Source organism: Streptomyces sp. NPDC052109 (assembly GCF_040680195.1).
Classification (GTDB): Bacteria; Actinomycetota; Actinomycetes; order Streptomycetales; family Streptomycetaceae; genus Streptomyces.
On record NZ_JBFAWF010000024.1, the window covers coordinates 115,785 to 142,407 of the forward strand.

Consider the following 26,623-nt stretch of genomic DNA (forward strand, 5'->3'; position numbering starts at 1 on the left):
CACTTTCCGCTTCTCCGTACCTCCCTGATCGTCATCCCCTGAGAGGACACCCCGTGTCTGCCGCAAGACCGCTCACCACCCTGCGCACCATCGCCGTCGTGGCGGCGCTCCCCCTCCTGCTGACCGCCTGCGGGTACGGCTCCAAGGCCACCGACGACGACAAGAAGACCGCGGTCGCGGCGGGCGCCAAGAAGCTCTCCGCCGATGAGGTCAAGATCGGTTACTTCCCCAACCTCACGCACGCCACCGCTCTCGTGGGCGTGCAGGAGGGTCTGTTCCAGAAGGAGCTCGGCGGCACCACGATCAAGACGGCGACCTTCAACGCCGGGCCGTCCGAGATCGAGGCGCTGAACGCCGGGGCCATCGACATCGGCTGGATCGGCCCGTCCCCGGCCATCAACGGTTACACCAAGTCCGACGGCAAGAACCTGCGCATCATCGGCGGTTCGGCCTCCGGCGGCGTGAAGCTGGTCGTCAACCCGAAGAAGATCAGGTCCGTGAAGGACCTCAAGGGCAAGAAGATCGCCACGCCGCAGCTGGGCAACACCCAGGACGTCGCGTTCCTCAACTGGATCGCCGACCAGGGCTGGAAGGTCGACGCCCAGAGCGGCAGGGGCGACGTCTCCGTCGTCCGCACCGACAACAAGATCACTCCGGACGCCTACGCCTCCGGCTCCATCGACGGTGCCTGGGTGCCCGAACCGACCGCGTCCAAGCTGGTCGCCGAGGGCGGCAAGGTGCTGCTCGACGAGTCGACGCTGTGGCCCGACAAGAAGTTCGTGATCACGAACGTCATCGTGTCGCAGAAGTTCCTGAAGGAGCACCCGGACGTGGTCGAGGCCGTGCTGCGCGGCTCGGTGAAGACCAACCAGTGGATCAACGCGAACCCGGAGAAGGCGAAGGCGTCCGCCAACGCGGCGCTGGAGAAGCTGTCCGGCAAGGCGTTGCCCGCCGATGTCATCGACCCGGCCTGGAAGTCGATCACCTTCCTCGACGACCCGCTGGCCTCCACGCTCGACACCGAGGCGGACCACGCGGTCAAGGCCGGTCTGCTGGAAAAGCCCGATCTGAAGGGCATCTACGACCTGACGCTGCTCAACAAGGTCCTCAAGGCCGAGGGCAAGGGCCAGGTCACGGACGCCGGTCTCGGCGCCCGGTAGCGACAGCCCGGCCGACGAGTTCCCAGGAGGTGACGGCCGTGGTCATCCCGTCCGCCAAGGCCGGCGGGACCGCCACGCCCGGCGGACGGTGCGTCACCCTCCTGGGGGCCTCCGGGCCGGACCGTCGATCCGCCGGTGCGATCGCCCTGCCGAAGGCCAGCGAGCCCCCGCCGTTCCGGCGCGGCTGCATCTCGCCGGGCGGCCGCGCAGCCGACTGCAGCTGAGGGACGCCGGCGCCGAACGGGGCGCGTGCAGCGGGCCGTTGACTCCCTGGCGGTTGCGCCGGCGCAGGCCACGCCGCCCCTCCACGCCCTCCTGGCCGACGACGGCCACCGGGACACCGGCAGCGGTCCGGCGCTCCTCCTCCCTCCCGGTGTTCCGGCTCGCCGGTGACGCGCCCGGTGCGGGAGCCGGGTGTCACCCAGCGCCGCACCTACGATCACGGCCATGGGCGAACGGCGATCCGCAGCGGTGCGGCAGGGCGGACGGTGGCGGCTGCCTTCGTCGCGCTTCGTGCCGGCGGTGGTGATCTCGCTCATCGTCGCGACCCTGGCCGGGCTCTTCGTCGGCGCCTACTGCTGGGCCATGGCCGATCCCGTACCGCATCGCATCCCCGTGGCGGTGACGGGAAAGTCGGTGAAGGGCGACCGGTTCACCGATGCGCTGGAGACCACGCTCCGTACGTCGCTGGTCCTCCATCCGTACCCCGACTACGGCCATGCGCTCGCCGCGGTCGACGCGCAGCGGGAGTTCGCGATCCTGCAGCGCCGGCCGGCCGGGGTGGAGGTCGATGTGGCGAGCGCGGCGGGTGCGTCGGTCGCCCGGGTCCTCGGCCAGGGCGCCCCGGTGGTGGGCCGGACGCTCCCCGTCCCCGTGCAGGTCAGGGACATCAAGCCGCTGCCGGCCACCGACCCTCAGGGGCTCGCGGTCTTCTACATCGTCCTGGGATCGAACATCCTCGGTTTCGTCGGTGCCATCCAGCTGGGGGTGCACGCCCAGGGGCTGCGCCCCGCCGAACGGGTCGCCACCACCGCCGCCTACTCCGTGCTGGGCAGCCTGTGGATCTGCGTCATGGCCGACTGGGTGCTCGGCGTGGTGCGGCTGCCGTTCGCCCAGTCGTGGGGCATCTGCGCGCTCACCATGTTCACGGCGGGGATGATCTTCACCGCCTTCCACACCTTCCTGAATCGCTGGGCGCTGCTGCCGACCTGGCTGCTGCTGGTCATCCTCGGCAACCCCTCGTCCGGGGGCGCGGTCGCCTGGCCGCTGCTTCCTCCCGTCCTGGGCTTCCTGGGGCGGTTCCTGCCGCCGGGCGCGTCGGTGAACGCCCAGCGCAACGCCATCTATTTCCCGGACAACCAGCACGTCGAGCCCTATGTGGTGCTCGTCGCGTGGTGCCTGATCGCCACGTCGGTCTTCGTCGTGTGGCGTGCGCGCCACCCCGCCAGCCGGGCGACCGCCCAGGCCGCCACGCCCGGCGGGGGGTGAGCGGTCGGGACGGGTGGCGCGTCGGACAGGAGCCGGCGGACCCGGAGCCGGGCCCGGCGGCGCCCGAGCCGAGCGCCACGTGGGTCCTGGTGCCGCGGTCCCCTCTCCACAGCGCCGGTGGGGGGGGCGCCGGTGCCGAGGGCTTCGCCGCGCGTGGCTTCGGTCCCGGGGCACGGTCCCGATACGAACGCCCGGCACGCGGGAGACCGCGTGGCAGCCCCCCCTCCGGCCACGCCGGAACCGATCTGCTGTCCCTCGCACTGGTCGCGCGGTGACCGCGCGCCCCGCCGAAACCGCGGTGCGCAGCGCGTATCCGCCCGGGAATCCCGGCCGCCCGCACCAGGCGGCGCGGACCCGGTGCCGTCCGCTGGAGCAGTCGTACACCCCCTTGCCCAGCGCCTCGCGGGGTTGCCCAGCGGCGGAGCCCCTCACCACCGGGCAAGCTGGGAGGTGGAGGTGGTCGCCGTGGCCGGTGAGACGCCGCTGATGATCGTGGACGGTGCGGGCGTCGTGGTGCGGTGGAGCCGCCGGGCGGAGGAGCTGCTGGGACGGCCGGCGGCCGAGGTGATCGGGCGTCCGGCGACCGACCTGGTCAGCCCCCTTCCCGCGCCGGGCCGCAGGCAGGGTGACCTGCCTGATGGCGCACAGGGAGCTGCCCACGGTGACCTGCGCGTGCGGGCGATGCCGGGTGAGGACGGTTCGGTGGCGTGGGGGATCTTCCTGCCGCCCGCGAGCGGGACGGTGCCCGGTCTCGAGACCGCCGTGCTGGAGGCAGTGTCCGCCCACACATCGAACGCCGTGTTCGTGGTGGACGAGGAACTGCGGGTCGTGTCGGCCAACGCGGCCGCGCAGGCACTGTCCGGGGCGAGCGCCCGGCGGCTCCAGGGACAGCCCCTCACCCAGGCGTGGCCTCATTCCGCCCCCGGTGAGCTGGAGCACGTCCTGCGCCGGGCCATGGCGGGCGGCGCGCCGGAACCGGACCGTGTCATCCGCACGGACCTGAGGAACGATCCCCGGCACACGCACGTCGCCGTCTCGGTGCTTCCCCTGCGGGACGCGCCGGGGGCGGTGGTCGTGGCGCACGACGTGACGTGCCGGGAGAAGGCGCGCCGCGCCACCCGGGCCCTGCAGTCCGTCCGGGACCGGGTGGGACAGACCCTGGACGTCGTGACCACCTGCCAGGAGCTGGCGGACGCGCTGGTCCCCGAGTTCGCCGACATCGCCGTGGTGGAAGTGGTGGAACCCGTGGTGCGGGGCGAGGAACCGCCGCTGAGTCCTCTGGGACGGGATGTGCCGCTGCGCCGGGCCGCCTTCGGGCACAGTGGGGGTGATCATCAGACCCGGGCGCATCCGGTCGGGGACGTCCGCGCGCTGCCGTTCGCGACCCCGTACGCGCAGGCGCTGGCCGACCTCAAGCCCCGCGCGACCGTCCTGCGCCCGGACACACCCTGGCTGGCGGCCGATCCGGTGCGTGCCGAGGCGATGCGCGCGTCCGGTGCCCGTGCCCTGCTCGTCGCACCGCTGACGCTCCGCGGAAAGGTGCTCGGGCTGCTGAGCCTCTACCGCACCGAGCGGTCCGACGGTTTCGGCGACGAGGACGTCTCCCTCACCCTGGAACTGGCCACGCACACCGCCCTGAGCATCGACAACGCCCGCCGCTACACCCGCGAGCACACCATCGCGGCGGCGCTGCAGCGCCATCTGCTGCCCCCGGCTCCCCCGTCGCAGACCGCGGTCGAGACCGCCGGCCTGTACGTGGCCGACGACCGGGGGGCGGGCGGCTGGTCCAACTCCTGCGCCCTGCCCGGCGCCCGAACGGCCCTCGTGGTCGGGGAGGTCGCAGGCCACGGCATCCACACCGCCGTCACTATGGGTCAGCTGCGGACCGCCATGAACACGCTCGCCGCACTGGACCTGGAACCCGACGAACTCCTGGCCCGGCTCGACGACGCCATGGCACGGCTCGCGCGGGAGCGGAGGGCGCTGCCGCTGGGCGATCCCCTGCGCAGGCAGCCCCTCAGCGCGACGTGCCTGTGTGCGGTCTACGACCCGTTCACCCATACCTGCACCATCGCCTCCGCCGGACATCCGCCGCCCATCGTCGCCGCCCCCGGTTCCCGCCCCCGCGTGGTCGAGCTGGCCGCCGGTGGCGCCCTCGGCGGAGGAGGAGGCCCCCCGTACGCGACCACCGCCGTCACCCTGGCCGACGGAGACGTCCTCGCCCTCTACACGACCTCGCTCCTGTCCGCCGTGCGGCCCGAGGACGCCACCGGCGACCCGCAGCCCCTCCGGCGCATGCTCGCCGACGTCGGCCGGCCCCTGCAGGACCTGTGCGACGACGTCCTGTACCGGCTGAGCGCCGACGCCCTGTCCGGCGACGCCATCCTCCTTCTCGCCCGCACGCGCCCCTTCCCCACCGAGCGCGTCACCACCTGGCCGCTGAACCAGGAGCCCACCGCCCCCGCCGTCGCACGGCGCCGCACCCGGCGTCAACTCGCCGCCTGGGGCGTGGACGACGAAACCTCCTACGCCACGCAGGAAATCGTCAGCGAGCTGGTCACCAACGCCCTGCGGTACGGCGCGCCGCCCGTACGACTGCGCCTCATCAACGACCGCAGCCTCACCTGCGAGGTCCACGACTGCGGCACCTCCGCCCCGCGGCTGCGCCACGCGCGGTCGGTCGACGAAGGCGGCCGTGGCCTGTTCATCTGCGCCCAGCTCGCGGAGAACTGGGGCATCCGCTACACCGGCGACGGGAAGACGGTCTGGACCGAGCAGGCCCTTGCGGCCCAGGGTCGGTAGGACCGACGGACGCCGGCCCCGCGGGGGCCTGCTAGGTTCGCACGCGGGTGAGCGGCTCCGGCCGGGGAGACGCGCGACGGGGGACGACGACCCGTTGACGGCACCCACGACAGCACCAGGAGTCACCCCGTGACCAGCCGAGTCCTGCTCGTCTCCGCCGCCACGAGCGCGTCGTTGCGGCAGGCCCGGTTCGACGACGGCGGCTCGATCGACGACGGCGGTGCGGCACGGGCCCGGGCGGCGGCCGGGGGGCTGCCCCCCGCGGCGCGTGCTCGGACGTCACCCGGCCTGCGCTGTCGGGAGACGGCCGCGGCGCTGGGCCTCGACGGGGTGGCGGCACTCGCGGTACCGGAGCTGGCGGGTCTGGATGTGGGGCGGTGGCGAGGGCGCACCCTCGACGAGGTGGGGGCGGCCGAGCCGGAGGCGGTGGGCCGCTGGCTGACCGACCCCGACTGCGCGCCGCACGGGGGCGAGTCCGTGCGGGACCTGTGCGCACGGGTCGGGCGGTGGCTGGTGGACACCCAGGCTCTGGAGGGCCGTACGCTCGCCGTGGTCGAGCCGGAGGTGGTGCGGGCGGCGGTCGTCGACGCCCTGGGCCTGCCCGCCACGGTCTTCTGGCGTCTGGATGTGCCACCGCTGTCCATGACCGAACTCAGCGGCCGGGCCGGGCGCTGGAACCTGCGCCTCGGGCGTCCGCCGGCCGCGCCGGAGGCCGAGTAGGCGCCGACGGCCGCCTGCGGTCCGGGCCGCCGGGTCCCGGTGACCCGGCGGCGCCGCCCTCGGCGGCTGTCGCGGCGGGGCAGGTGCGACGACGATCCGTGGAAGTGCCCTTGGCGGGCGTCCCCCTGAGGCGGCGGCCGGTTGCCGCAGCCGTCGGGAGAGAGCGTCCGGCTCGCGGTCAGCGGAGGTGATGTGCCCGGAGAACTCCAGAGGGCCCCGGTGGTTCCGCAGGGCCCTCTGGTCTCCGGACGGTCCGGACGGGAGTCAGCGCGCGGCCGGAACGGCTCGCCCGCTCGTGGCCGTCGTCGGCTTCGGGTTGAGCAGTCTGTCCGCCAACTCGCCGAAGGCGAGGCCGAATCCGCCCCACAGGACGGACTGGATCGCCAGTGCCGAGAGCCGGAACCGCCACAGCAGGGTGGCCGGGAAGTCCTTCGGCACCTCGTTGACGGCGGGCAGGAACTCGTAGGCCAGGCCGATCACGACGACGAACGCGGCCACCGCGACGACTGTCGCCCACCAGGTGCCCAGGCTGGGCGCCAGGCGCTTGCCCAGGATGGTGGCGGCGACCGCGAGGAGGACGCTGAGCAGCATCATCAGGAAGTACAGGGTGGTCCGCTTGCCGATGGTGTCGGGCTCGCCGACCGACGGCGGATTGGCCGGGTACTTCAGGAACGGCACGACGTACACGGCGACCAGGGCGCAGCCCGACAGCAGCAGCGCCGTGGCGCGCGGGCTGAAGCGGCCCACACGGCCGAGGGCGAAGCAGAAGGCGAGCGCGGCGATGCCGCCGAAGGCGACCCCGTAGACGAGGACGCCGGTGGCGAGGCCGGCGGTGGACTGCAGGGAGCGGGAGACGACCTCCATCTCGTGCTCGTGGGAGTGGGCGTCCTCGAAGGCGATCGCCTTGTCGACGCTCGGCTCACCGAGGACGTACGCCACGATCAGGGCGAGCACGCCTGCCGCGAGGCCGGCGAGCATGCCCCGTACGAGAAGGTTCCGTACGGTTGCGGAGTTCATGGGTGCGCGGCGTCCCTCGCGTCAGTGGCAGGGGAAGCCGAGCAGGTGGCGGGCGTCGTGCACCCACTCGTGGACGTCCGTGCCGTTGAACACGGAGGTGGCGCCCTGCTCGGCGCCGACGAAGTAGAGCAGGACCAGCATCAGGATGCCGAAGAAGACCGCCCAGGGCGCAATCGCCTTCAGCGGCAGCTTGGCGGGGAGGGCGGGAGTGGTGGCTGTCGGCTGGGCGACGGTCTGCGCCATGGCAGGACCTCCTCTGGGAGTTCGCGTCCCATCTCGGTGGTGCACAGGACGACGGCCACGGGTCTGACTCACGGGCCCCTTGGGGGGTTCCGCATACAGTGGCGCGACCGTGCCGGATTCCCACCGGCTTCCGTCTCGCCGTCGTCGATATCGGACCGACCCTACCGCGCGACACGGGCATGGCCAAGACGGCCTTCGCCCGGGTGATCTTCTTCTCTGACCAGGCGGGACGCTACGGGGCCCGTGTGTCAGCGGTGGCGGTGTTCCGGCAGTCGCCCGTCGGCGAAGGCACTCACGCCCTCCGGTCGGCCGGTGATGGCGAACACCGCGTCGAACAGGAGCAGTTCGCGTCGGGCGCCGCCTTCCGGGAACGTGGTCCCCGAGGATCGCCCCTGCGCTCCCCCCGCCGTCCCGCCGGCGGTCCTGCTCACCAGGCCGCCTCCCGGGTGGTGCCGGGCCCGGCGAGCCCCAGTTCACGGTCGCCGAGCGGGGCGAAGAAGCGCGCCACGTCCGCGTCGGTGACCTCGGCGAGGGTCGCCGGGGACCAGCGCGGTCTCCGGTCCTTGTCGATGATCTGGGCGCGGATGCCCTCCATCAGGTCGGGTGAGCTCAGGGCGGCGCAGGAGGCGCGGTACTCCTGGTCGAGGACCCGTTCCAGCGGTCCGAGGCGCCGGGCGCGGCGGACCGCGGCCAGCGTGACCTTCAGCGCGGTGGGCGACTTGGCGAGCAGGGTCTCCGCCGTCTCCTTGGCGTCGGGGCCGCCGTGCGCGAACAGCCGGTGGACGATCTCCTCCACCGTGCCGGCGGCGTAACAGGCGTCGATCCACTCCCGCCAAGCGGCCAACTCCCCTGGGAACGGCGGCTGTACGTGTCGCGCGAGGGCGTCCCGCACGGGCAGCTCGGCCAGGTCGTCGACGAAGGAGCCGAGGTCCGCGGACGGCACGCAGTGGTCGGCCAGACCGCACAACAGGGCGTCGCCTGCGCCGATCTGCGAACCCGTCAGGGCGAGGTGGGTGCCCAGCTCACCCGGGGCGCGGCCGAGCAGATAGGTGCCGCCCACGTCCGGCACGAAACCGATCCCGGTCTCGGGCATCGCGACCCGCGAGCGTTCGGTGACGATCCGGACGCTGCCGTGCGCGGAGACGCCGACCCCGCCGCCCATCACGATGCCGTCCATGACGGCGACATACGGCTTGGGGTAGCGTGCGATACGCGCGTTGAGCCGGTACTCGTCGCGCCAGAAGGCGGCCGAGGCGGTGCCGTCGCCGTCGCGGGCGTCGTCGTGGACGGCGCGGATGTCGCCGCCGGCGCACAGGCCGCGCTCCCCCGCGCCGGTGATGACCACGGTCTCCACGGCCGGGTCGTGCTCCCACGCGGTGAGCGCCTCGTCGATGCTGCGCACCATGGCATGCGTGAGGGCGTTGAGGGCCCGCGGCCGGTTGAGGGTGATGTGGGCGGCCCGGCCGGCGGTGTGGAAGAGGACGGGTTCGTCGGTGCCGGTCATCCGGACGCCTCCGTCAGGCCGCGGGCCACGATGACGCGCATGATCTCGTCGGTTCCTTCCAGGGTCTGTTCGACACACGGGTCTGGGACGATCTTCTCGACGGCGTGCTCGCCGGGGCCGCCGTGCGAGGGCAGCGCGCGGTCGTGCACCGAGTATCCGGTGCGGTGGGCGGCCCGCTTCGCGCGGCCCCCGGCGACGAGCGGGGTCAGAGGGAATCCGCCCGGCGCCGTGGCGGAGTGAAGGCGTACAGGCCGAGGATGTCCGGCAGCGGAGCCACGCCGGGGCCGCCGGAGCGCACCCAGGTGACGATGTCCTCGGTCGCGTCCGGATCGTTGACGAGCCCGAGCCAGACCGGCCGCGCACCGGCGGCCCGGCCCGCCGCGGACGGCTGTACGACGATGACGTTGGCCTGATCGCACACGTCGAGGCAGTCGGAGATGCGCACCGGTACTTCCGCCCGCAGGCGCGCCGTCTGCGCCGCGTGATCGACCCCGGTCACCTTGGGACTGCCGCAGCAGCAGTCCCGGCACACGACGACCCGGCAGGGCACCGCACCGCTCCCCGCCCCCGCCTCGCCCGCCGCCTCACGCGGTCGCCTCCTCTCGGGCACGCCCCGTCACTCCCCTCCCGGGGAGATCCGCCCCGGTGTCCGTCGAGGTGGCGACCGCGTGAGTCTCCTGGCTCCCGGATCGTCGCCCGTCCCGCCCTCTCACCCCGGTCGGGGAAGGTGGCCTGCCGGAAGTCGCTCGCCGGTCACAGTGGCGGGACCGCGCCGGATTCACACCGGCTTCCTCGGATCGCCGTCGCCCATGTCGCCGATCATCATGCCATCTCGGCTGGAGGGTCTCACGGGTGCGGTCGCCGCCCGCCCCGGCATGGGCTCGAGTGCGCCGGCGATCGGCGTTCGGGCGACCTGCTCGAGGGGCTCCGCGGTCTGCCCTGCTCCGAACCCTGGTGCCGCGCCCGGAGCGCACCGGCACCCGGCCGGAGCCCGTCACACCGCACCCCCTCGGCACATCACTGTACGTTGTGCACCGGGCCGTTCACGAACCGGTGGACCTCGCGGCCCGCGCCTTCGTCCGCTTTCCCTGTGACGTCCCGCACCGGCACGTCTGCCTCAGCGAACGGGCCGTCGCCCACGGGGTGTCACCCCGCGGCCGCAGGTACGGCAGATCGCCCCCCCGGTCAGCCAGGGACGCCCCGCCAGGTGACGAGCCACCTCCCGACGCCCGCACCACGGCGGACGCGAGCCGCGGCCAGGTCACCGCTGCCGGCTCCCCGCATGGCGCAAGCCGGGACGGGCGGCGGGGCGTATGCGGGGGACGAGCGCCGGGACATCGGCGCGGTAGGCGTCGTAGGAGGCGCCGAACTGCCCGGCCATGAGGGCGTCCTCGATCCGGACCCTGCGCAGCAGCCAGGGCACGGCGACCACCGGCACGGCCGTCCAGACACCGAAGCCGAAGGCCGGCATCGCACCGACGATCAAGCCGAGCAGTCCGGTGTATATGGGGTGGCGGACCAGCCGGTAGGGGCCGTCCGTGCGCAGCTCATGGTGTTCCTGGACCATCGGGACGCTGGCCCACATCGTGCCCAGAACCCAGCGGGCCCACAGCAGCAGAGCGGTGGAGGCGACGGCGAGCAGGACGCCGAGGACCGCCAGTTCGGGCTGCCAGTACCGCAGGTGACGCCAGAAGCCCCGGGAGTGCCCGAGTGCGGCGGAGAACACATAGACGCCCGCGATCAGCAGCAGCCGGCGCGGCAGTGTGCGCCGCAGACCGCGCGCCCAGCCGCGCACGCCTCTCCCGCTCTTCACGCCGAAATACACGGCGCCCGCGATCCAGGCGACGAGAAAGACCACCACGCAGACGCCGGTGATCAGGACGAGTGCCGAGTGAAGGGTGCCCATGCCTCAAGGGTGCTCCGCGCACGCAGAGGATCACCACCACCCACGGGTCGATGGAGAGCCCTCCACCTGCCTCCGTCCTCGGACGGGGAACCCACCGCTTCGCGCGGCAGCCGGCGGCGCGCCCCTGACTCTCGTCCGGTACGGGGCCGGCGTCACGGTGGCGGGGCCTGGATGCCCGGGCGGAACTTCGGGACGCGGAGTGTGATCTTCGTGCCCGCCCCGACACCCGTCTCGATGACCAGGCCGTGGTCGTCGCCGTAGACCTGACGCAGCCGGCGGTCGACGTTGCTCAGGCCGATGCCGGTGGCGGGGCCGGCCGTGCCGCGCAGGATCGCGCGCAGGCGTTCCGGTTCCATGCCGATGCCGTCGTCCTCGACGACGACCCGGGCCTCGGTTCCCTCGTCCTCGGCGGTGATCGTGACGCTCATGTGCTCCGCGGACTCCTCCAGACCGTGTTTGAGGGCGTTCTCGACGAGGGGCTGCAGACAGAGGAAGGGCAGCGTCACCGGGAGCACCTCGGGGGCGATGCGCAGGGTGACGCCGAGGCGCCGGCCGAAGCGGGCGCGGGCGAGTTCCAGGTACTGCTCGATGGAGCGCAACTCCTCCGCGAGGGTGGTGAAATCGCCGCCGCGGCGGAACGAGTAGCGCGTGAAGTCGGCGAACTCCTGGAGGAGTTCGCGGGCGCGCTCGGGATCGGTGCGGACGAACGAGGCGATGCCGGCCAGGGAGTTGTAGATGAAGTGCGGGGAGATCTGGGCCCGCAGGGCCCGGACCTCGGCCGCGTGGGCGCTGGTGCGCGCCCGGTCGAGGTCGGCGAGTTCGAGTTCCACGGAGAGCCGGCCGGCCGCCTCCTCGGTGGCCCGGAGCAGAGCGGTGGATTCGGCGCCGGCGCATACCGCGAGGGTGCCGTGAAGCGTGCCGTCCGCCGTGAGCGGGACCAGTGCGGCCCAGCGGACGGGGCAGTCGGCGTCGTCGCAGGACAGCGGGAAGGTCCGGGTGCGGGGCACAGGGGCGAGCTGTGCCGTCAGCTCCGCCCGGTGGTGTTCGGCGGTGCCGTCCCACGCGAGCACGGCGGCGCCGTCGGTGACCGCCAGTGCGGGGGTGCCGAGCAGCGGCCGCAGTCTGCGGGCGGTCTTGCGGGCCGTGTCCGGGGAGAGTCCGGCGCGCAGGGGTGCCGCGGCGAGCGCGGCGGTGTGCAGGGCCTGGGCGAGCGCCCGCGCTCCGTCACCGCCGGCCGAGTGCTCCTGCTGTCGCCGCGCCGCACCATGCCCCAGGGCGGCACCGAGCGCGAACAGCGCGAGCCCGACCAGGGCGAGGGCCGCGGTACCGAGTACGGTCATGGGCGCCGCGGGTCCGGGCCGACGACGCGGCCGGAGGCGCCACCCGCGCGCCCGGCCCACCCGGAACGCACGCCCTTCCGTCGGGCCGGCGGGGCGCCGTCCCGGTCGGAGTCGCGGCCGCGCACTCCCCGCCCCGCCGTCACCGCGGCACGAGGACCGGCGCACGCCGCCATCTCGCGGCCCACGTCAGCGGCCGGTCCGGCGCTCCCCGCGCTCGAAGGGCCCCCGCGCGTCCCACGACCGCGTCGCCCCCACCACCGGCCGACGCCCGCCCGCGTCCCGCCGCGCACCGCAGCAGCCGACCCGGCGCCGCCCCCGCCCCGTCGCCCCGGGCGGCCGCCGCCCGCACGCCACCGGCCGGACGGACGGCCGAGGCCCACTCCCGTTCGTCCGCACGCGGCAGTGGCCGACTCCGCGCGTTCTGCGCTCGGTCGGTCCTCACGCGATCCCCGGTCCGGCCGGTCGGCGGGTGCGGGGGCCCCGGGGTCGGGGTGGGCGAGGTGGGCTGGGAGGGTCGGGTGGGTGGCGGTCGTGGGCACGGCGGCTCCTCGGTCAGGTCGTGGCCGGTCCGGGGCGGGGGTCGGGGGGCGGTTCGGGCAGGTGCAGGCGGGCCATGGTGGCGGCGGTGCCCGGTGGGACACGGCCGCGGGTGGCCAGGGAGATCAGGACCATCGCCGCGAAGCCCACGGGGACGGACCACACCGCGGGCCACGCCAGCAGAGTGTGCAGCCAGCCCGAACGGGCGCCGCCGGCGATGGTGGTGGTCACCGCGGTGAGCGCCGAGCCGCCGCCGAGGAGGAGCCCGGCGATCGCGCCCGGCGGGGTCAGGCCGCGCCACCAGATGCCGAGGACGAGCAGCGGACAGAACGAGGACGCTGAGACGGCGAAGGCGAGTCCCACCGCGTCGGCCACCGGCAGGTCGCCGACCACCGCGCCGGCCGCCGTGGGCACCGCGATCGCGGGCAGCGTGGCGAGCCGGAAGTGGCGCACGCCCAGCGTCGGCAGGACGTCCTGGGCGAGGACGCCCGCGACGGACATGGTGAGTCCGGACGCCGTGGAGAGGAAGGCCGCACAGGCGCCGCCCGCGACGAGGGCGCCGAGCAGGTCCCCGGCCGTCCCGCCGATCAGCCGCTGCGGCAGGACGAGCACCGCGGCGTCGGTGTCGCCGGTGAGCAGCAGGTCGGGCGCGTACAGCCGGCCGAGGATGCCGTACAAGGGCATGAGCAGGTAGAACGCGCCGAGCAGACCGAGCACGCTCACGGTGGTGCGGCGGGCGGCACGGCCGTCGGGGTTGGTGTAGAAGCGGACGACGACATGCGGCAGGCCCATGGTGCCGAGGAAGGTGGCGAGGATCAGCCCGTAGGTGGAGTACAGGCTGTGCTGTTCGCGGTCCGAGGAGAGGGGCTTGGCCCAGCTGGAGGGCGCGGTGCGGTCGGGGGCGCGGTCCGGCAGGGGGACGCGGGACCCGGCCGGGAAGCGCAGGGCGGTGTCCGCGCCGATCCGGTGCCGGCCCTCGCCGAGCCGCAGCGAAACCCCGTGCACCGCGCGGCCGTCGACGGTTCCGGAGGCGGTCACCCGGACCGGCTCGTGCACGGTGAGGGTGAGCGCGCTGTCGACGCGCACCTCGGTGGAGCGGTGGAAGACGGGCCGGGCGTCCCAGGCGGGGGCCGGCGCGTGGTCGGCGCGCCAGGCGAGCAGCAGGAACACCACCGGCACCAGCAGGGCGGTGAGTTTCAGCCAGTACTGGAAGGCCTGGACGAAGGTGATGCTGCGCATCCCGCCGGCCGCGACCGCCCCGGTCACCACCGCGGCGACGACCAGCCCGCCGAGCCAGCCGGGGGCGCCGGTGAGCAGCCGGAGGGTGAGGCCGGCGCCGCGCAGCTGGGGCAGCAGGTAGAGCCAGCCGATGCCGACGACCAGCACCCCGGCGATCCGGCGCACCGCCCGGGACTCCAGCCGGGCCTCGGCGAAGTCGGGCAGGGTGTAGGCGCCGGAGCGGCGCAGCGGGGCGGCGACGAAGGCCAGCAGCACCAGGAAACCGGCGGTGTAGCCGATCGGGAACCAGAGCATGTCGACGCCCTGGGCGAGGACGAGCCCGGCGACGCCGAGGAAGGAGGCGGCGGACAGATACTCGCCGCTGACCGCACAGGCGTTGAGGCGGGGGGCCACGGAGCGGGAGGCTACGTAGAAGTCGGACGTGGTGCGGGAGACGCGCAGGCCGAGCGCGCCGACGAGGAGCGTGGCGAGGATCGCGGCCGTCACGCCCACGACGCCGTACGTCTGGTTCACCGGAGGGCCCCGGCGGGTGGTCGGCGCATGCTCAGGGGCGTTCCGGCGGAGCGCCGCCGGCCGAGTCGTTCTCGTTGCGCTCTGCGCGGCGGACGTACCAGGCGCCGAGGGCCAGCAGGGCGGGGTAGGGCGCCACGCCCAGGACGAGCCAGACGGCCGGCGGGACGCGGGGCGCCGCGCCGGCGGGCGGGAGGGCGCGCAGGAGCACGGGGAGCAGGCCGAGCAGGGCCACGAGGAGGCTCGCGGCGAGCAATCCGGTGCGCAGCTGACGCCGCATCAACTGCCGTACGCGTTCCTCCGACCCAGGATGCGGAGCGGGCACGGGACGCGGCGCGGCCGGGCCTGCGAAGGGGAGCGGCCGTCCGGTGACCACCTCTCTGCGAGGGACGGACTCCGCACCCATGACGCACTCCCGACGCAGCGGTGATCACCTTGTGCTGCGGCGAGTGTACGCAGCGGGCCGACGCGGAGACAGCCGGTGGACGAGAATCACCACAGGTCCGTCACCCACGGTCCGCTGCGGCCGCTCAGCGGGCCCTGCCCGCCGCGTGTGCGGCGAGCAGGTCGCGCAGTTCCCGGGCGTTGCGCCGGCTCACGGCGAGGACGCGGTCGCCGATCCGTACGGTCACGTTGCCGCCGTCCAGGCGGAGTTCCTCGATACGGCCGAGCGCGACGAGCCGGCTGCGGTGGATGCGCACGAATCCGCGTGCGCGCCACTGCTCCTCCAGGGTGGACAGCGCGACGCGCACCAGGTGGCTGCCGTGCCGGGTGTGCAGCCGTACGTAGTCGCCGTGGGCCTCGACGTAGGTGATGTCGGCGACGGGCACGAACCGGGTCACCCCGCCCAGTTCCACGGGGATGTGATCGCCCGCGGCGGGCGCCGGTTCGGGCGTGGGCGCGGCGGCCGCGGCCGGCCGGGGTCCTTGTCCGGCCCGGACCAGTTCGGCGACCCGGCGGACCGCTTCGGCGAAGCGCTCCTTGCGGAGGGGCTTGAGCAGATAGTCGACGGCCTTGAGATCGAAGGCGCGGACCGCGAAGTCGTCGTGGGCGGTGACGAAGACGATCAGCGGTGGGGCGGCGAACCCACCCAGCAGCCGGGCCAGTTCGAGGCCGTCGAGCCCCGGCATGTTGATGTCGAGGAAGACGACGTCGACGGCCTGCTCGCCGTCCGGCCCGGCCTCCACGGCGCGGCCGAGCCTGCGCAGCGCCTCGGTGGGCCCCGCCGCGGGCGTCACGGTGCCGACCCGCGGATCCTGCCCCAGCAGATACAGCAGCTCCTCGAGCGCGGGCTCCTCGTCGTCGACCGCCAGCACCCGCAGGGGCACCTCGCTCGCGCTCATCTCCGCCGGCTCCTTTCCTCTTCAACCACTCACCTGTGCAGGGTGGCCTCCCCCGCCGCGGGCGTCGAGATGGCACACGCCGGTGTACGACGGCCGTCACCGGGCGAGGATTCCGGAGTCCGCGCAGACGGCCAGCCCGAGGAGGCCCGGTGGCATACGTGAAGCCCGACGAGTGGGACGCACACTACGCCGGCGGCGGGCGGTTCCGTGAGCTGGGCGACACCGAGCGCCGGCTACTGGCGGAGCATGTCCCGGCGCCCACGGGCGGCCTCGCTCTGGACATCGGCTGCGGACTCGGCGAACTCGCCCGTCATCTGGCCGGATCCGGGTACCGGGTGGACGCCGTCGACTGGTCCGAGGTCGCGCTCACGCGGGCCCGGCAGGCCGACGCGACCGGCGTGACGTTCCGGCGCCTGGACATCGAGCGGGACGACCTCGGTCAACTCCCCCGGTCCGCCTACGCCTTGATCACCGCCCGGCTCTGCTGGCCCTTCGTCCGCGACCGCACCCGCGTGCTGAACCGGCTGCGCGAGCGGCTGCGCCCCGACGGGGCGCTGTGCGTGATCACTCCGGTGGCGGACGCCGTACCCGAGGACCGGCGCGACATCGCCCTGGACGAGGAGGAGATCGGCCTGCTCCGCGCCGGCTGGGCATCCGCCGCCCGGTACGACGCCGACGGCCTGGCGCTGCTCGTGCTGCGCGGACCCTCCCCCGGCGCCCCGGCGTACGCCGGCGAGGGCCGCCCCCGTCCGCACGCCCTCACCGGCGCGGGTGTCGTCGTCACCGACGTGGCGGGCCGGGTGCTGCTGGGCTGGTCCGTGCGCGGAGTCTGGGAGTTGCCCGGCGGCAAGAACGAGGCGGACGAGGACTTCGCCGCCGCGGCCGTCCGGGAGCTGGCGGAGGAGACGTCCCTGCGGGCCGACCCGGCCGGGGCACGGGTGCGGGCCGTCCTGATGGACTCCGTGCACGGCGTACCCCGGGTGACCGCCGCCGTCCACGTGGCCTCCTTCACCGGTGTACCGGTGGTCACCGAGCCCCGGCTGGTGCACCGCTGGGAGTGGCACGAGGTCGACGATCTGCCGCGGCTCGGCCGGCCGCTGTTCACACCCAGCGCACACGTCCTGGACACGATGTGGCCGGGGGTGCTGGCGGGGCTGCCACCCGTGCACCGGTACCCCGTGACGGCCGGCTGAGCGAGCTCACTCCGGCACCACCAGCCGTGCCGCCTCCCCGGGCCCCACCGGTACCACCCGGTCGCGGAGGCAGACGTCGATGGGGGCGCGGTCGGAGTCCGGTACGGCGATCTCCAGCAGTCCGCTGCGCAGGCGCAGCCGCACACCCCAGTGGCCGTGGTAGCGGACGGCGAAACCGTAGGAGGAGAGTTCGGGCAGCGGGACCGGGTCGAGGCACAGGGCTCCGCCGCGGGTCTCCAGGCCGGTCAGTCCGCGCTGTACGAGGTCGAGGGTGCCGGCCATGGCGCCGAGGTGGATGCCCTCGCCGGTGGTGCCGCCCTGCAGGTCGGCGATGTCGCCGCGCAGCGCTTCCTGGACGAAGGCCCAGGCGTCGGTGCGGCGGGCGCGGGTCAGGATCCAGCCGTGGACCAGTCCGCTCAGTGTGGAGCCGTGGCTGGTGCGGTGCAGATAGTGGTCGACGGTCGCGGTCCAGGTGCGTTCGTCGAGGCAGTAGCCCAACCGGTGGAAGAGCGAGCGGAGTTCGGCCACCGAGAAGAGGTAGCCGAGCATCAGGACGTCGGCCTGCTTGGACGCCTTGTACCGGTTGACGCTGTCGCCCTCCGCCTCCAGGATCCGGTCGAGGCGCCGGATGTCGTCGTACCGCTTGCGGTAGTCGTCCCAGGCCAGCTCGGCGAGGTCGCCGTAGCCCTCGAACTGGCTGATCACGCCGTCGTGGAAGGGCACGTGGAGGGTGCGGGAGACCTCCTCCCAGCGGGCGGGCTCGTCCTCGTCGAGGCCGGCACTCTCGGTGAGTTCGCGGCGGCGCGGCTCGGGCAGGGTGTCGAGCAGCTCCAGGGCGCGGGCGAGCACCCAGGCGGCGGTGACGTTGGTGTACGCGTTGTCGTCCAGGCCGGGTGCGGCCGCCCCGGGGTAGGCGTCGTGGTACTCGTCGGGGCCGACCACGCCCCGGATGCGGTACCGACCGAGACGGTCGTCGTATCCGGCGAAATCCCCCCAGAACCGGGCGACTTGCAGCAGCATCTCGGCGCCCTCGCCGTGCAGGAAGTCGACGTCACCGGTCGCCTCCCAGTACTGCCACACGTTGTACGCGACGGCCGAGCCGACGTGGTGCTGGAGCCGGGAGTGGTCCGGCACCCAGCGGCCGGAGCGGGGGTTGAGATGGAGCTGCTGGGCCTCCTCGCGGCCGTCGCTGCCGCTCTGCCACGGGTACAGGGCCCCGCGCCGGCCGAGGGCGTGCGCCGCGCGGCAGGCGGCGTCCAGGCGCCGGTGCCGGTAACGCAGCAGGGCGCGGGAGACCTCAGGGAGGTGCAGGTTGAGGTAGGGCAGGACGAAGAGTTCGTCCCAGAAGACATGACCGCGGTAGGCCTCGCCGTGCAGTCCGCGCGCGGGGACGCCCACGTCGAGGTCGGCCGTGTGCGGCGAGAGGGTCTGCAGGACGTGGAACAGGTGCAGGCGCAGGATGCTGCCGGCCTCGCCGGGGACCTCGAGCGCGGTGCGCCGCCACAGCTGGTCCCAGGCGATGGTGTGGGTCTCCAGCAGCGCGTCGAAGCCGGGCGCCGCGGCGGCGCGGTCGACGGCCGCGTCCAGCGGGTCGCCGATGGCGGGGTCGCGGGAGGTGTGCAGCGCGACGGTCTTGTCGACGGTGACGGTACGGCCGGGCACCAGGCTCACTCTCAGGTGCTGGACGGCGCGCAGGGGTTCGTGCGCCGTCGTCACCGGCACGTCGGCGGACACCCGGGCGGCGAGGCCGCATTCGATGCGGGAGGTGCGGGTGTGGCAGCGCAGCCACATCGTGCCGTGCACGGCGAGACCCGCCCGGATCTGGGTGAGGTGACGGCCGTCCAGGTCCCGGTAGCGGGCCACGCCGGCGTTGGTGACGCGCCCGTCGAGCGCGGCCTCGACCTCCAGCTCGACCTCGCCGCCCTCGACGGTGAACTCCGTGCGCAGGGCGGCGAGGTGGCGGTCGACCAGGTGCACCAGGCGCGCCTGGCGCACCTGGAGCGTGGCGCCGCCGTCGAGGCCGTAGCCGGTGCGGCGTTCCAGCAGGCCGGGGTCGAGGTGCAGCGTCAGGTGGTGCTCGGTGACGGGAGAGGTGTCCGGGGTCAGCCAGGCGCCGCCCGCCGGACGGAAGCGCAGCGGAAGCCAGTTGGGGAGGTTGACCACGTCCTCGTTCTCGACCCGGCGTCCGGCGACCTCGGAGGTGAGCCGGTCGTAGCAGCCGGCCGCGTAGGTGCCCGGATAGTGGACGTCGTCCGCGCTGCACTCGGGCAGTGCCCCGCGGGTGGCGAAGTACCCGTTGCCGAGGGTGCACAGCGACTCCCGCAGACGTTCCTCCTCCGGCCGGTAGCCCTCGTACTCCCAGGCCGGGCCCGTCACGGTCACCCCTCGGAGAACAGGCCGGTGAGGACACGGTCGGGGGTGAGGGGCAGTTCGCGGAAGCGGATGCCGGTGGCGTGGTGGACGGCGTTGCCGATGGCGGCCGCGGTGCCGACGATGCCGATCTCGCCGATGCCCTTGCTGCCCATGGGGTTGAGGTGGGGATCGTCCTCGTCGATCCAGTCGGCCTCGATGTCGGGGACGTCGGCGTGCGCGGGCACGTGGTAGGAGGCGAGGTCGGCCTCGGTGAAGTCACCGAACGCGGGGTCCACCGTGCTGTGTTCGGTGAGGGCCATGCCGAGGCCCATGGTCATGCCGCCGGTGAACTGGGAGCGCGCGGTACGGGAGTTGAGGATCCGCCCGGCGGCGTAGATGCCGAGCAGCCGCCGCACCCGGGTCTCGCCGGTCACGGTGTCGACGGCGACCTCGGCGAAGTGGGCGCCGAAGGCGTGCCGGCTGTAGGGGCTGTCGGCGTCGGCCCGCCCGGCGGTGTCGGCGTCGGCCTCGATGCCGTCGGCGGGCAACGGTCCGGTGTGCGCGGCGAGCCGGGAGGCCAGCTCGGCGCACGCCTCGTGCACGGCCCAGCCCCAGGAGGCGGTGCCCGTGGAGCCGCCGGCCAGCCACGCCGACGGCAGGGCGCTGTGCCCGATCTCGGTACGGACCCGCTCCAGCGGCGCACCGAGGGCGTCGGCGGCGATCTGGGCGAGGACGGTACGGGCCCCGGTGCCGATGTCGGTCGCGTTGATCCGCACGGTGAAGGTGCCGTCGGGCAGGGCCCGGGCGGTCGCGGTGGCCGGGACGGCCGAGGCCGGGTAGGTGGCCGCGGCCACGCCGGTACCGAGGAGCAGCGGGCCCTCACGGTGCACACCCGGACGGGGATCGCGCCCGGCCCAGCCGAAGCGGCGAGCGCCCTCGCGCAGGCACTCCACGAGGTGCCGGCTGCTGAACGGCTGGCCGCTGTCCGGCTCCCGCTCGGGTTCGTTGCGGATGCGCAGCTCCACCGGGTCCGTGCCCAGCGCCTCGGCGAGTTCGTCCACGGCCGACTCCAGGGCGTACATGCCGGGCGCCTCACCGGGGGCGCGCATCCAGGAGGGGCTGGGGACGTCCAGCGGGACGACCCGGTGGGCGCTGAGCAGGTGGGGGGCGGCGTACATGATGCGGGCGGGCACCGCGGCCTGCTCGACGAACTCCTTCACCCGCGAGGTGTGGGTGGTCGCCTCGTGCAGCAGCGCGGTGATCCTGCCGTCCGCGTCCGCGCCGAGGCGCAGGCGCTGCACGGTGGGGGCGCGGTGGCCCACGGTGGTGGCCAGGTACCGCCGGGGGTAGGCGAGCGTGACGGGCCGGCCGGTGCGCCGGGCGGCCATCACGGCGAGGACGACGTCGGGGCGCGGCGTGCCCTTGGAGCCGAAGCCGCCGCCGACGTGTTCCGTGACGACGGTGATCCGGTCCTCGGGCAGCTCGAACATCTGGGCGAGCACGGACCGCACGGTCGTACCGCCCTGGCTGGAGGTGTACACGGTGAGCCGGTCCCCGTCCCAGTGGGCCGTGCTGGCGTGCGGCTCCATGGGGTGGTTGTGCAGCGGCGGCACCCGGTAGGTGACGTCGACACGGACCTCTGCGGCGGCGAAGGCGGCCGCCGGATCGCCGTGCTCGACCCGCCCCGGGTAGCCCGCGTTGGCCTCCTCGGGCTCGTAGGCGTCCCGGTGCCCCGGATCGAGAGCGCTGTCGTGGGGTTCCTCCGCGTAGGTGACGCGGACCGCCCGGGCGGCGGCGCGGGCCGTCTCCGGGGTGTCGGCGACGGCCAGGGCCACGCACCAGCCGCGGTGCGGCACGCGCGGGTCCTGGAGGACCGCGAGGGTGGCGTCCTCGGGCGCGGCGAGGCGCGGGGCGTCGTCGGGGGTGAGGACGGCGAGGACGCCGGGCAGGGCGAGGGCGGCCGCGGTGTCGACGGCGGTGACCCGGCCACGCGCGATCGCGGCGGGCACCGGCCAGGCGTGGACGCGGCCGGGCAGGGGGTACTCGGCGGCGTAACGGGCGCCACCGGTGACCTTCTGCCGTCCTTCCCGGCGCTCGGCCGGTGCGCCCAGGGCGCTGCCGTCGCGCCCTTGCGGCCCGCGCTCACCGGCAGCCCCGGTGCCGGCGCCGGCGGCCGCGTTCCGTGCGTCCCGGTGTTCGGTGCAAGCGCCCGCGCCGCTGCCGGGGGCCGGGTGCCGTGGGTCCCGGTGCGCTGCGGGTGTGCCCGGGGAGTTGCCGTTCATGGTTCCTCCTGCTCTGTCCGCTCCTCCTGCGCCGGCTCACACCACCGCGGGTGCGGGGGCGAGACGGTTCAGGACGTCCAGGGCGAGGTTGCGGGCGAGGGGCACCTTGTAGGCGTTGTCCCGCAGCGGCTCGGCGTGCGCGAGCTCAAGCGCCACGGCTCCCTCGAAGGCGGCGGGGGTGGCGGGGGCGCCCAGCAGGGCGAGCTCGGTGTGCCGGGCCCGCCAGGGCTTGTGGGCGAGCCCGCCGAAGGCGATCCCCGCCTGGTCGACGACGCCGTCCGCGACCTTCAGCACGACGGCCACGGAGGCGAGGGCGAACGCGTACGACGCCCGGTCGCGGGCCTTGCGGTAGGCGGACGGGACACCGGCGGTGGCCGCCGGGAGCAGCACGGCGGTGATCAGCTCGCCCGGGCAGATCCAGGTGTCCCGGTCGGGGTGCTCGCCCGGCAGCCGGTGGAACTCGGCCGCCGGAAGGCGCCGGGTGCCCTCGGTGCCGTACAGCTCCACCTGGGCGTCCAGCGCGGCGAGCGCCACGGCCATGTCGGACGGGTTCGTGGCGATGCACTGCTCGGAGTGGCCGAGGACCGCGTGGTCGCGGTGGACGCCGTCACGGGCGCCGCAGCCGCTGCCCGGCTCGCGTTTGTTGCAGGGTTTGTCCAGGTCCTGGAAGTAGGGGCAGCGGGTGCGCTGGAGCAGGTTGCCGCCGGTGGTGGCGGCGTTGCGCAGCTGCCCGGAGGCGCCCGAGAGGAGCGCCTGGGACAGCGCCGGCCAGCGGTCGCGGACGCGGGGGTCGGCGGCCAGGTCGCTGTTGCGGACGGTGGCGCCGACGCGCAGGGAGCCGTCGGGCAGCTCCTCGATCGTGTCCAGGGGCAGCCGACCGACGTCGATGAGGACGGCGGGGCGCTCCACACCGAGTTTCATCAGATCGACCAGGTTGGTGCCGCCGGCCAGACAGCGCGCGCCGGGGTGGGCGGCGTACGCCTCGACCGCCTCCTGGAGGGTGCCGGGCCTGAGGTATCCGAAGCCGTTCACGGGATCACGTCCTCCACGGCCTCGACGATGCGCGGGTAGGCGCCGCACCGGCACAGATTGCCGCTCAGGCGCTCACGGATCTCCGACCGGTCCAGCGGGACGGGCCGGCCGGAGGGGGCCGCGGGGTCGGTGACGTGGGAGGGGTGGCCGGCCGCGGCTTCGGCGAGCATGCCGAGGGCGGAGCAGATCTGCCCCGGGGTGCAGTAGCCGCACTGGAAGGCGTCGCGGTCGAGGAAGGCCCGCTGCAGCGGGTGCGGCTCCTCGCCGTCGCCGCCGAGGCCTTCGACGGTGGTGATCTCGCTGCCGTCGAGGGTGACCGCGAGCAGCAGACAGCTGTTGAGGCGGCGGCCGTCGGCCAGCACGGTGCAGGCACCGCACTGGCCGTGGTCACACCCCTTCTTCGCCCCGGTGAGACCGAGGTCCTCCCGGAGCAGGTCCAGCAGGACACGCCGGTGGTCGACGTGCAGGGTGTGGGGTTTGCCGTTGACCCGGAGGATGATCTCCGAATCGGGTGGTAGCTTCTTTTTGCTGGTCATGGCAGGGGTGACCTTCCGGACTAGCCCTGGTGTCCGTCCTCACCGCGTATCCACGCGACGGCACCTCACACGTCCGAAAGGCCACACCCTTCACTCAGGGGTAGCGGACCAGGTCCGCCACGTTGGTCGAGGAGTTCGACGGTCCTCCCGTGTTGTCGATGACGTGGCTGATGGTGCCGGTGCCGCCGAGGGAGACGGTGACCATGCTGGTGAAGTTGACGTTCGGGTTGTTCGGCACCTCGAAGGCGCGGTCCGCGGTGACCGCGGGGTTGACGTTGAAGTAGCAGTAGCTGCCGAGGCCGTACGCCTGGTGACTGGTGACCGAGTCGGCGACCTTGTAGGCGGCGTAGCCCTTGGTGGAGCCGTTCATCCAGGCGGACTGGTTCGGCGGGTCGTACGGCATCTCGTTCTGGAAGAAGTAGGTGCGGCCGCCGTTGCCGTTCCAGATGACCTGGTACTTCTGGAAGTGCTCCACGAACAGGCCGTACATGGTCACGTCGTTGCCGTTGACGACGAGTCCGGTGTCGGCGGTGTTGCTGGTCCAGCCGACCCCGCTGCCGTGGTCGGCGCGCCAGATCCACATGTGGTCGCCGATGACGTTGTTGCTGTTGACGGCGAGGCTGGTGGTCGCCTTGCCGACGCCCGCGCCACCGATGCGGAAGTAGACGTCGTGCAGGGAGGTCGGGTCGGTCGCGTGGGAGGCGGTGGAGCCGGCCGGCCCGACCTCGAGCAGGGTCTTCGAGCTGGTGGTGCCGGCGTCGAAGAGCAGGCCCGCGATCTTGACGCCGTCGACGTCGGCGACGCTCATCGCGGTGATCCCGTTGTCCGGGACGAAGGTGGCGAGCCCGAGGCCGAGGACGACCGTGTCCGGGCGGGTCACCTTCAGGGTCTGGTCGAGGTGGTAGACGCCGGGCGTGACGAGCAGGTTCTGCCCCGCCGCGAGGGCCGCGTTGATCTGCGACGCGGTGGCGCCGGGCTTGACGACGTAGAACTGGCTGAGCGGCAGCGAGGTGCCCTGCGGGCTGCCGCTCGTCCAGCTCGTGCCCGTGGTGTTGGCGCGCACGGACGGCACGAACACCTGGTACTCGCCGGAGCCGTCGACGTACAGGAACGGCTTCTCGCGGGTGACCGGGCTCTGCGCGACGGTGGTGTCCGGCGGGTTGGGGAAGCTGGTGGCCGGGACGCCCTGGCTGCCGACGAACACCATGTTCCAGTTGGACCCGGTCCAGCTGCCGAGCTGGGAGTTGCGGGTCAGCCACTGCTGCTGGGTGCCGGAGTTGACCTGCCCGTCGATCTTGCTGTCGGCGAGGTAGCCACCGGAGGACCAGCCGCCGTCGTCGAGGGCGAGGTTGCCACGCAGGTGCATCCGGCGGTACGGCGCCGCCTGGGACACGGCCCAACGGTCGCTGCCACCGGTGGGGTTGACGGAGAGGTTCTCGGCGCCGCGCCAGAAGTTCTGGGTGGCGTTGCCCTGGAACCAGTCGGCCTCGGCGTGCACGGCGCCGTTGATCGAGACCGCGTCCGGGGTCAGGCCGAGACCGAGGACCTGGGTGTAGAAGCCGACGTTGACGTCCGCGCTGTAGGCGCCGGGCTTGAACAGGACGGCGTAGCGCTGGGAGCCGAACTGGTTGGTCTCCTGCTGCTTGAAGATGGCGTCCAGCTTGCTCTGGATGGTGGAGGACGACATCGACGGGTCGAACACGACGACGTTCGGTCCGAGGTCGGGATCGCTCGCCGACTGGGTCACGGGGACCACCTGGAAGCGCTGGGCGGCGCTGCCGTTGCAGGTGTACTGCTGGAACTGCACGCTGTCGGCGGTCGAGGCGCCCGGGTCGTCCAGGCACTTGCCGCTGTTCTTGTTGACGAAGTGGTAGGCGCCGCCGCCGTCGTCCACGGCCTGCCACTGCTGGTTGGCGCCGCCGCCGTAACTCCACAGCTGGATCGGAGCGCTGTCGGCGGTGGAGACGCCGGTGACGTCCAGGACCTGGCTCGTGTTGCCCGCGTTGTTGACGCGGACGTAGCCGTTGCCGGCGTCGGTGAGGCTCCACTGCTGGGCCGTGGAGCCGTTGCAGGCGTACTGCTGGACGACGGTGCCGTTGGCGGTGGCGGCGGCCTTGGCATCCAGGCACTTGCCGCTCGCCGCGTTGATGAGGGTCGCGAAGCCGGTGGGCAGCGCGGCGGCCTGGGTGGTGGCGGCGTGTGCGGACGCGGCGGTGCTCAGGGGCGTCGGCGCGGCGGTGAGCAGGGCGGCGGCCGCTGTGGCGACGAGGGCGACCGCCGTTGATCTGCGGCGGCGGGAGAGGGGAGGCACGGGGTTCTCCTTGACGGAACGGGGGGTCGGCCGGCGACCGGCCGGGGGGTCGGCCGGCGACCGGCCGGGGGGTCGGCCGGCGACCGGCCGGGGATTCAGCCGGCGACCGGCCGGGGATTCAGCCGGTGTAGCCGGCGAAGACGCGGGTGTAGTCCCAGTCGGACTGGCTCACGCCGGAGCAGCTGTCGGCGGGGCCGCCGGTGCACGGCCGGTCGCGGTTGGCGGACCAGAAGGTGAGCCGGGCGAGGTGGTGCGCCTGCGCGTAGGCCAGGATGGTCCGGAAGTCGTTCACCGTCACGGTCTCGTTGTTGTCGGTGATGCCGTTCATCGACGAGATGCCCATGTCCCGGTAGGCCTGGTCGTCGCTGTAGTGGTAGGCGTTCTTCAGCGCGTTCTTCAGGCCCTCGGCCGCCTGCGTGGTGAGGTTGCCCATGTTCTGTCCGGCGCCGCCGAAGTCGAACGGCATGATGGCCCAGGCGTCCACGGTCAGCCCGGACGAGGCGGCCCGGTTGATGAGGCTGGTGTCGGGACCGGACTGCCCGGTGCCCTGGGTGATGTACACCTTCAGGCCGGGGTTGTTCGCCTTCACGGTCTTCAGCGCGTCCACGGTCCGCTGCTGCACGGTCGCGCTGCTGTAGGCGTCGGCCTCGATGTCGATGTCGATCGCCTTCAGCCCGTAGGCGTTGATGACCTTCTGGTAGGCCGCCGCCAGCTCGCTCGCGCTGGAGCAGGAGCTCTCCAGCTTGTTGCCGCTGTAGCCGCCGAAGGACGGGATGATGTCACCGCCGTTCGCCCGCACCGTGTTGACCGTCTGCTGGTCGACACCGCCGGTCAGCGGGCGGCTGCCGTCCCACTGCGGGTTGCAGTAGCCGTTGCTGAGCACGAAGGCGAGGGTGAACCACTTCACCCCCGTGGCCTGGGTGATGGTGGTGGGGTTGGGCGGGCTGCCCCAGCCGTTGTACAGGTACGGCGCGACGGCCATCGGCGCGGACGGGGTGGTGCCACCGCCGGCCGCCGGCGCGTTCCACTTCTGGTTGGCGCCGCCGCCGCAGCTCCAGATCTGTATCCGGGTGCCGTTGGCGGAGTTGTTGTCCGTGACGTCCAGGCA

General features: G+C 73.6%; 21 protein-coding genes, 1 pseudogene and 2 riboswitches. Of the genes and pseudogenes, 5 read left to right on the top strand and 17 right to left on the bottom strand.

Annotated features, from left to right (window positions below):
* Positions 1-53: 53 nt before the first annotated feature.
* The 4 genes from AB0L59_RS34665 (at position 54) to AB0L59_RS34680 (ending at position 6,170) form a co-directional block, all read left to right on the top strand.
* Entirely contained in the window at positions 54-1,160 is a 1,107-nt protein-coding gene (locus AB0L59_RS34665) for an aliphatic sulfonate ABC transporter substrate-binding protein (RefSeq protein WP_365590635.1), read from the top strand.
* 447 nt (positions 1,161-1,607) lie between these two features.
* Complete coding sequence (locus tag AB0L59_RS34670) at positions 1,608-2,648, top strand: ABC transporter permease (protein ID WP_365590636.1); 1,041 nt, start codon at positions 1,608-1,610, stop codon at positions 2,646-2,648.
* Positions 2,649-3,113: 465 nt separating this feature from the next.
* Positions 3,114-5,450 (top strand): SpoIIE family protein phosphatase, encoded by a 2,337-nt coding sequence (locus AB0L59_RS34675; RefSeq protein ID WP_365590637.1) that lies wholly within the window; start codon positions 3,114-3,116, stop codon positions 5,448-5,450.
* 129 nt (positions 5,451-5,579) lie between these two features.
* Entirely contained in the window at positions 5,580-6,170 is a 591-nt protein-coding gene (locus AB0L59_RS34680; RefSeq protein WP_365590638.1) for a histidine phosphatase family protein, read from the top strand.
* Positions 6,171-6,434: 264 nt separating this feature from the next.
* Here the strand turns inward: AB0L59_RS34680 and AB0L59_RS34685 are convergent, their stop codons facing one another.
* The 11 genes and pseudogenes from AB0L59_RS34685 to AB0L59_RS34735 form a co-directional block, all read right to left on the bottom strand.
* On the bottom strand, positions 6,435-7,187 hold the full coding sequence (locus AB0L59_RS34685) for a CbtA family protein (protein ID WP_365590639.1): 753 nt from the start codon (positions 7,185-7,187) through the stop codon (positions 6,435-6,437).
* A gap of 21 nt (positions 7,188-7,208) precedes the next feature.
* The gene (locus AB0L59_RS34690) at positions 7,209-7,430 is read right to left on the bottom strand and encodes a CbtB-domain containing protein (protein ID WP_146462963.1); all 222 of its coding nucleotides are present in this window, start codon (positions 7,428-7,430) and stop codon (positions 7,209-7,211) included.
* A 35-nt stretch (positions 7,431-7,465) separates the two neighbouring features.
* Positions 7,466-7,605: riboswitch (cobalamin riboswitch) on the bottom strand.
* Positions 7,606-7,678: 73 nt separating this feature from the next.
* Positions 7,679-7,861, bottom strand: coding sequence for a hypothetical protein (locus AB0L59_RS34695; protein ID WP_365590640.1), 183 nt, complete (start codon positions 7,859-7,861; stop codon positions 7,679-7,681).
* Positions 7,858-8,934: an enoyl-CoA hydratase/isomerase family protein gene (locus AB0L59_RS34700; protein ID WP_365590641.1), complete on the bottom strand. Its 1,077-nt coding sequence runs from the start codon at positions 8,932-8,934 to the stop codon at positions 7,858-7,860. Before AB0L59_RS34700 ends, AB0L59_RS34695 begins: the two co-directional genes overlap by 4 nt.
* Positions 8,931-9,116 (bottom strand): annotated as a pseudogene (locus AB0L59_RS34705) (acyl-CoA dehydrogenase family protein); the annotation flags it as partial. The gene AB0L59_RS34700 and the pseudogene AB0L59_RS34705, both read right to left, overlap by 4 nt.
* 23 nt (positions 9,117-9,139) lie before the next feature.
* Entirely contained in the window at positions 9,140-9,484 is a 345-nt protein-coding gene (locus tag AB0L59_RS34710) for a hypothetical protein (RefSeq protein ID WP_365590658.1), read from the bottom strand.
* Positions 9,485-9,604: 120 nt separating this feature from the next.
* Positions 9,605-9,728: riboswitch (cobalamin riboswitch) on the bottom strand.
* Positions 9,729-10,195: 467 nt separating this feature from the next.
* Positions 10,196-10,840: an isoprenylcysteine carboxylmethyltransferase family protein gene (locus AB0L59_RS34715; protein ID WP_365590642.1), complete on the bottom strand. Its 645-nt coding sequence runs from the start codon at positions 10,838-10,840 to the stop codon at positions 10,196-10,198.
* Between the two features lie 152 nt (positions 10,841-10,992).
* Positions 10,993-12,180: a histidine kinase gene (locus tag AB0L59_RS34720; RefSeq protein WP_365590643.1), complete on the bottom strand. Its 1,188-nt coding sequence runs from the start codon at positions 12,178-12,180 to the stop codon at positions 10,993-10,995.
* 552 nt (positions 12,181-12,732) lie between these two features.
* Positions 12,733-14,469 carry a cation acetate symporter gene (locus AB0L59_RS34725; protein WP_365590644.1) on the bottom strand — a complete coding sequence of 579 codons (1,737 nt, stop codon included), beginning with the start codon at positions 14,467-14,469 and terminating at the stop codon, positions 12,733-12,735.
* Positions 14,470-14,500: 31 nt separating this feature from the next.
* On the bottom strand, positions 14,501-14,872 hold the full coding sequence (locus AB0L59_RS34730; RefSeq protein ID WP_365590645.1) for a hypothetical protein: 372 nt from the start codon (positions 14,870-14,872) through the stop codon (positions 14,501-14,503).
* Positions 14,873-14,996: 124 nt separating this feature from the next.
* The gene (locus AB0L59_RS34735) at positions 14,997-15,809 is read right to left on the bottom strand and encodes a LytTR family DNA-binding domain-containing protein (RefSeq protein WP_365590646.1); all 813 of its coding nucleotides are present in this window, start codon (positions 15,807-15,809) and stop codon (positions 14,997-14,999) included.
* Between the two features lie 149 nt (positions 15,810-15,958).
* Between AB0L59_RS34735 and AB0L59_RS34740 the strand changes: the two genes are divergently transcribed.
* The gene (locus tag AB0L59_RS34740) at positions 15,959-17,002 is read left to right on the top strand and encodes an NUDIX domain-containing protein (RefSeq protein WP_365590647.1); all 1,044 of its coding nucleotides are present in this window, start codon (positions 15,959-15,961) and stop codon (positions 17,000-17,002) included.
* Positions 17,003-17,008: 6 nt separating this feature from the next.
* Here AB0L59_RS34740 and AB0L59_RS34745 read toward each other — a convergent pair whose 3' ends face one another.
* The 6 genes from AB0L59_RS34745 to AB0L59_RS34770 all read right to left on the bottom strand — a co-directional run.
* Positions 17,009-19,378, bottom strand: a complete 2,370-nt coding sequence (locus AB0L59_RS34745) for a glycosyl hydrolase family 65 protein (protein WP_365590659.1) — start codon at positions 19,376-19,378, stop codon at positions 17,009-17,011.
* A 2-nt stretch (positions 19,379-19,380) separates the two neighbouring features.
* Positions 19,381-21,636, bottom strand: coding sequence for a xanthine dehydrogenase family protein molybdopterin-binding subunit (locus AB0L59_RS34750; RefSeq protein ID WP_365590648.1), 2,256 nt, complete (start codon positions 21,634-21,636; stop codon positions 19,381-19,383).
* Positions 21,637-21,672: 36 nt separating this feature from the next.
* The gene (locus AB0L59_RS34755; protein ID WP_365590649.1) at positions 21,673-22,668 is read right to left on the bottom strand and encodes a xanthine dehydrogenase family protein subunit M; all 996 of its coding nucleotides are present in this window, start codon (positions 22,666-22,668) and stop codon (positions 21,673-21,675) included.
* Positions 22,665-23,204, bottom strand: a complete 540-nt coding sequence (locus AB0L59_RS34760; protein WP_365590650.1) for a 2Fe-2S iron-sulfur cluster-binding protein — start codon at positions 23,202-23,204, stop codon at positions 22,665-22,667. The genes AB0L59_RS34755 and AB0L59_RS34760 overlap by 4 nt, the downstream gene beginning before the upstream one ends.
* A 94-nt stretch (positions 23,205-23,298) precedes the next feature.
* Positions 23,299-25,515: an RICIN domain-containing protein gene (locus AB0L59_RS34765; RefSeq protein ID WP_365590651.1), complete on the bottom strand. Its 2,217-nt coding sequence runs from the start codon at positions 25,513-25,515 to the stop codon at positions 23,299-23,301.
* A gap of 118 nt (positions 25,516-25,633) precedes the next feature.
* The coding region (locus AB0L59_RS34770) for a glycosyl hydrolase family 18 protein (RefSeq protein ID WP_365590652.1) at positions 25,634-26,623 on the bottom strand (990 nt) is incomplete at its 5' end.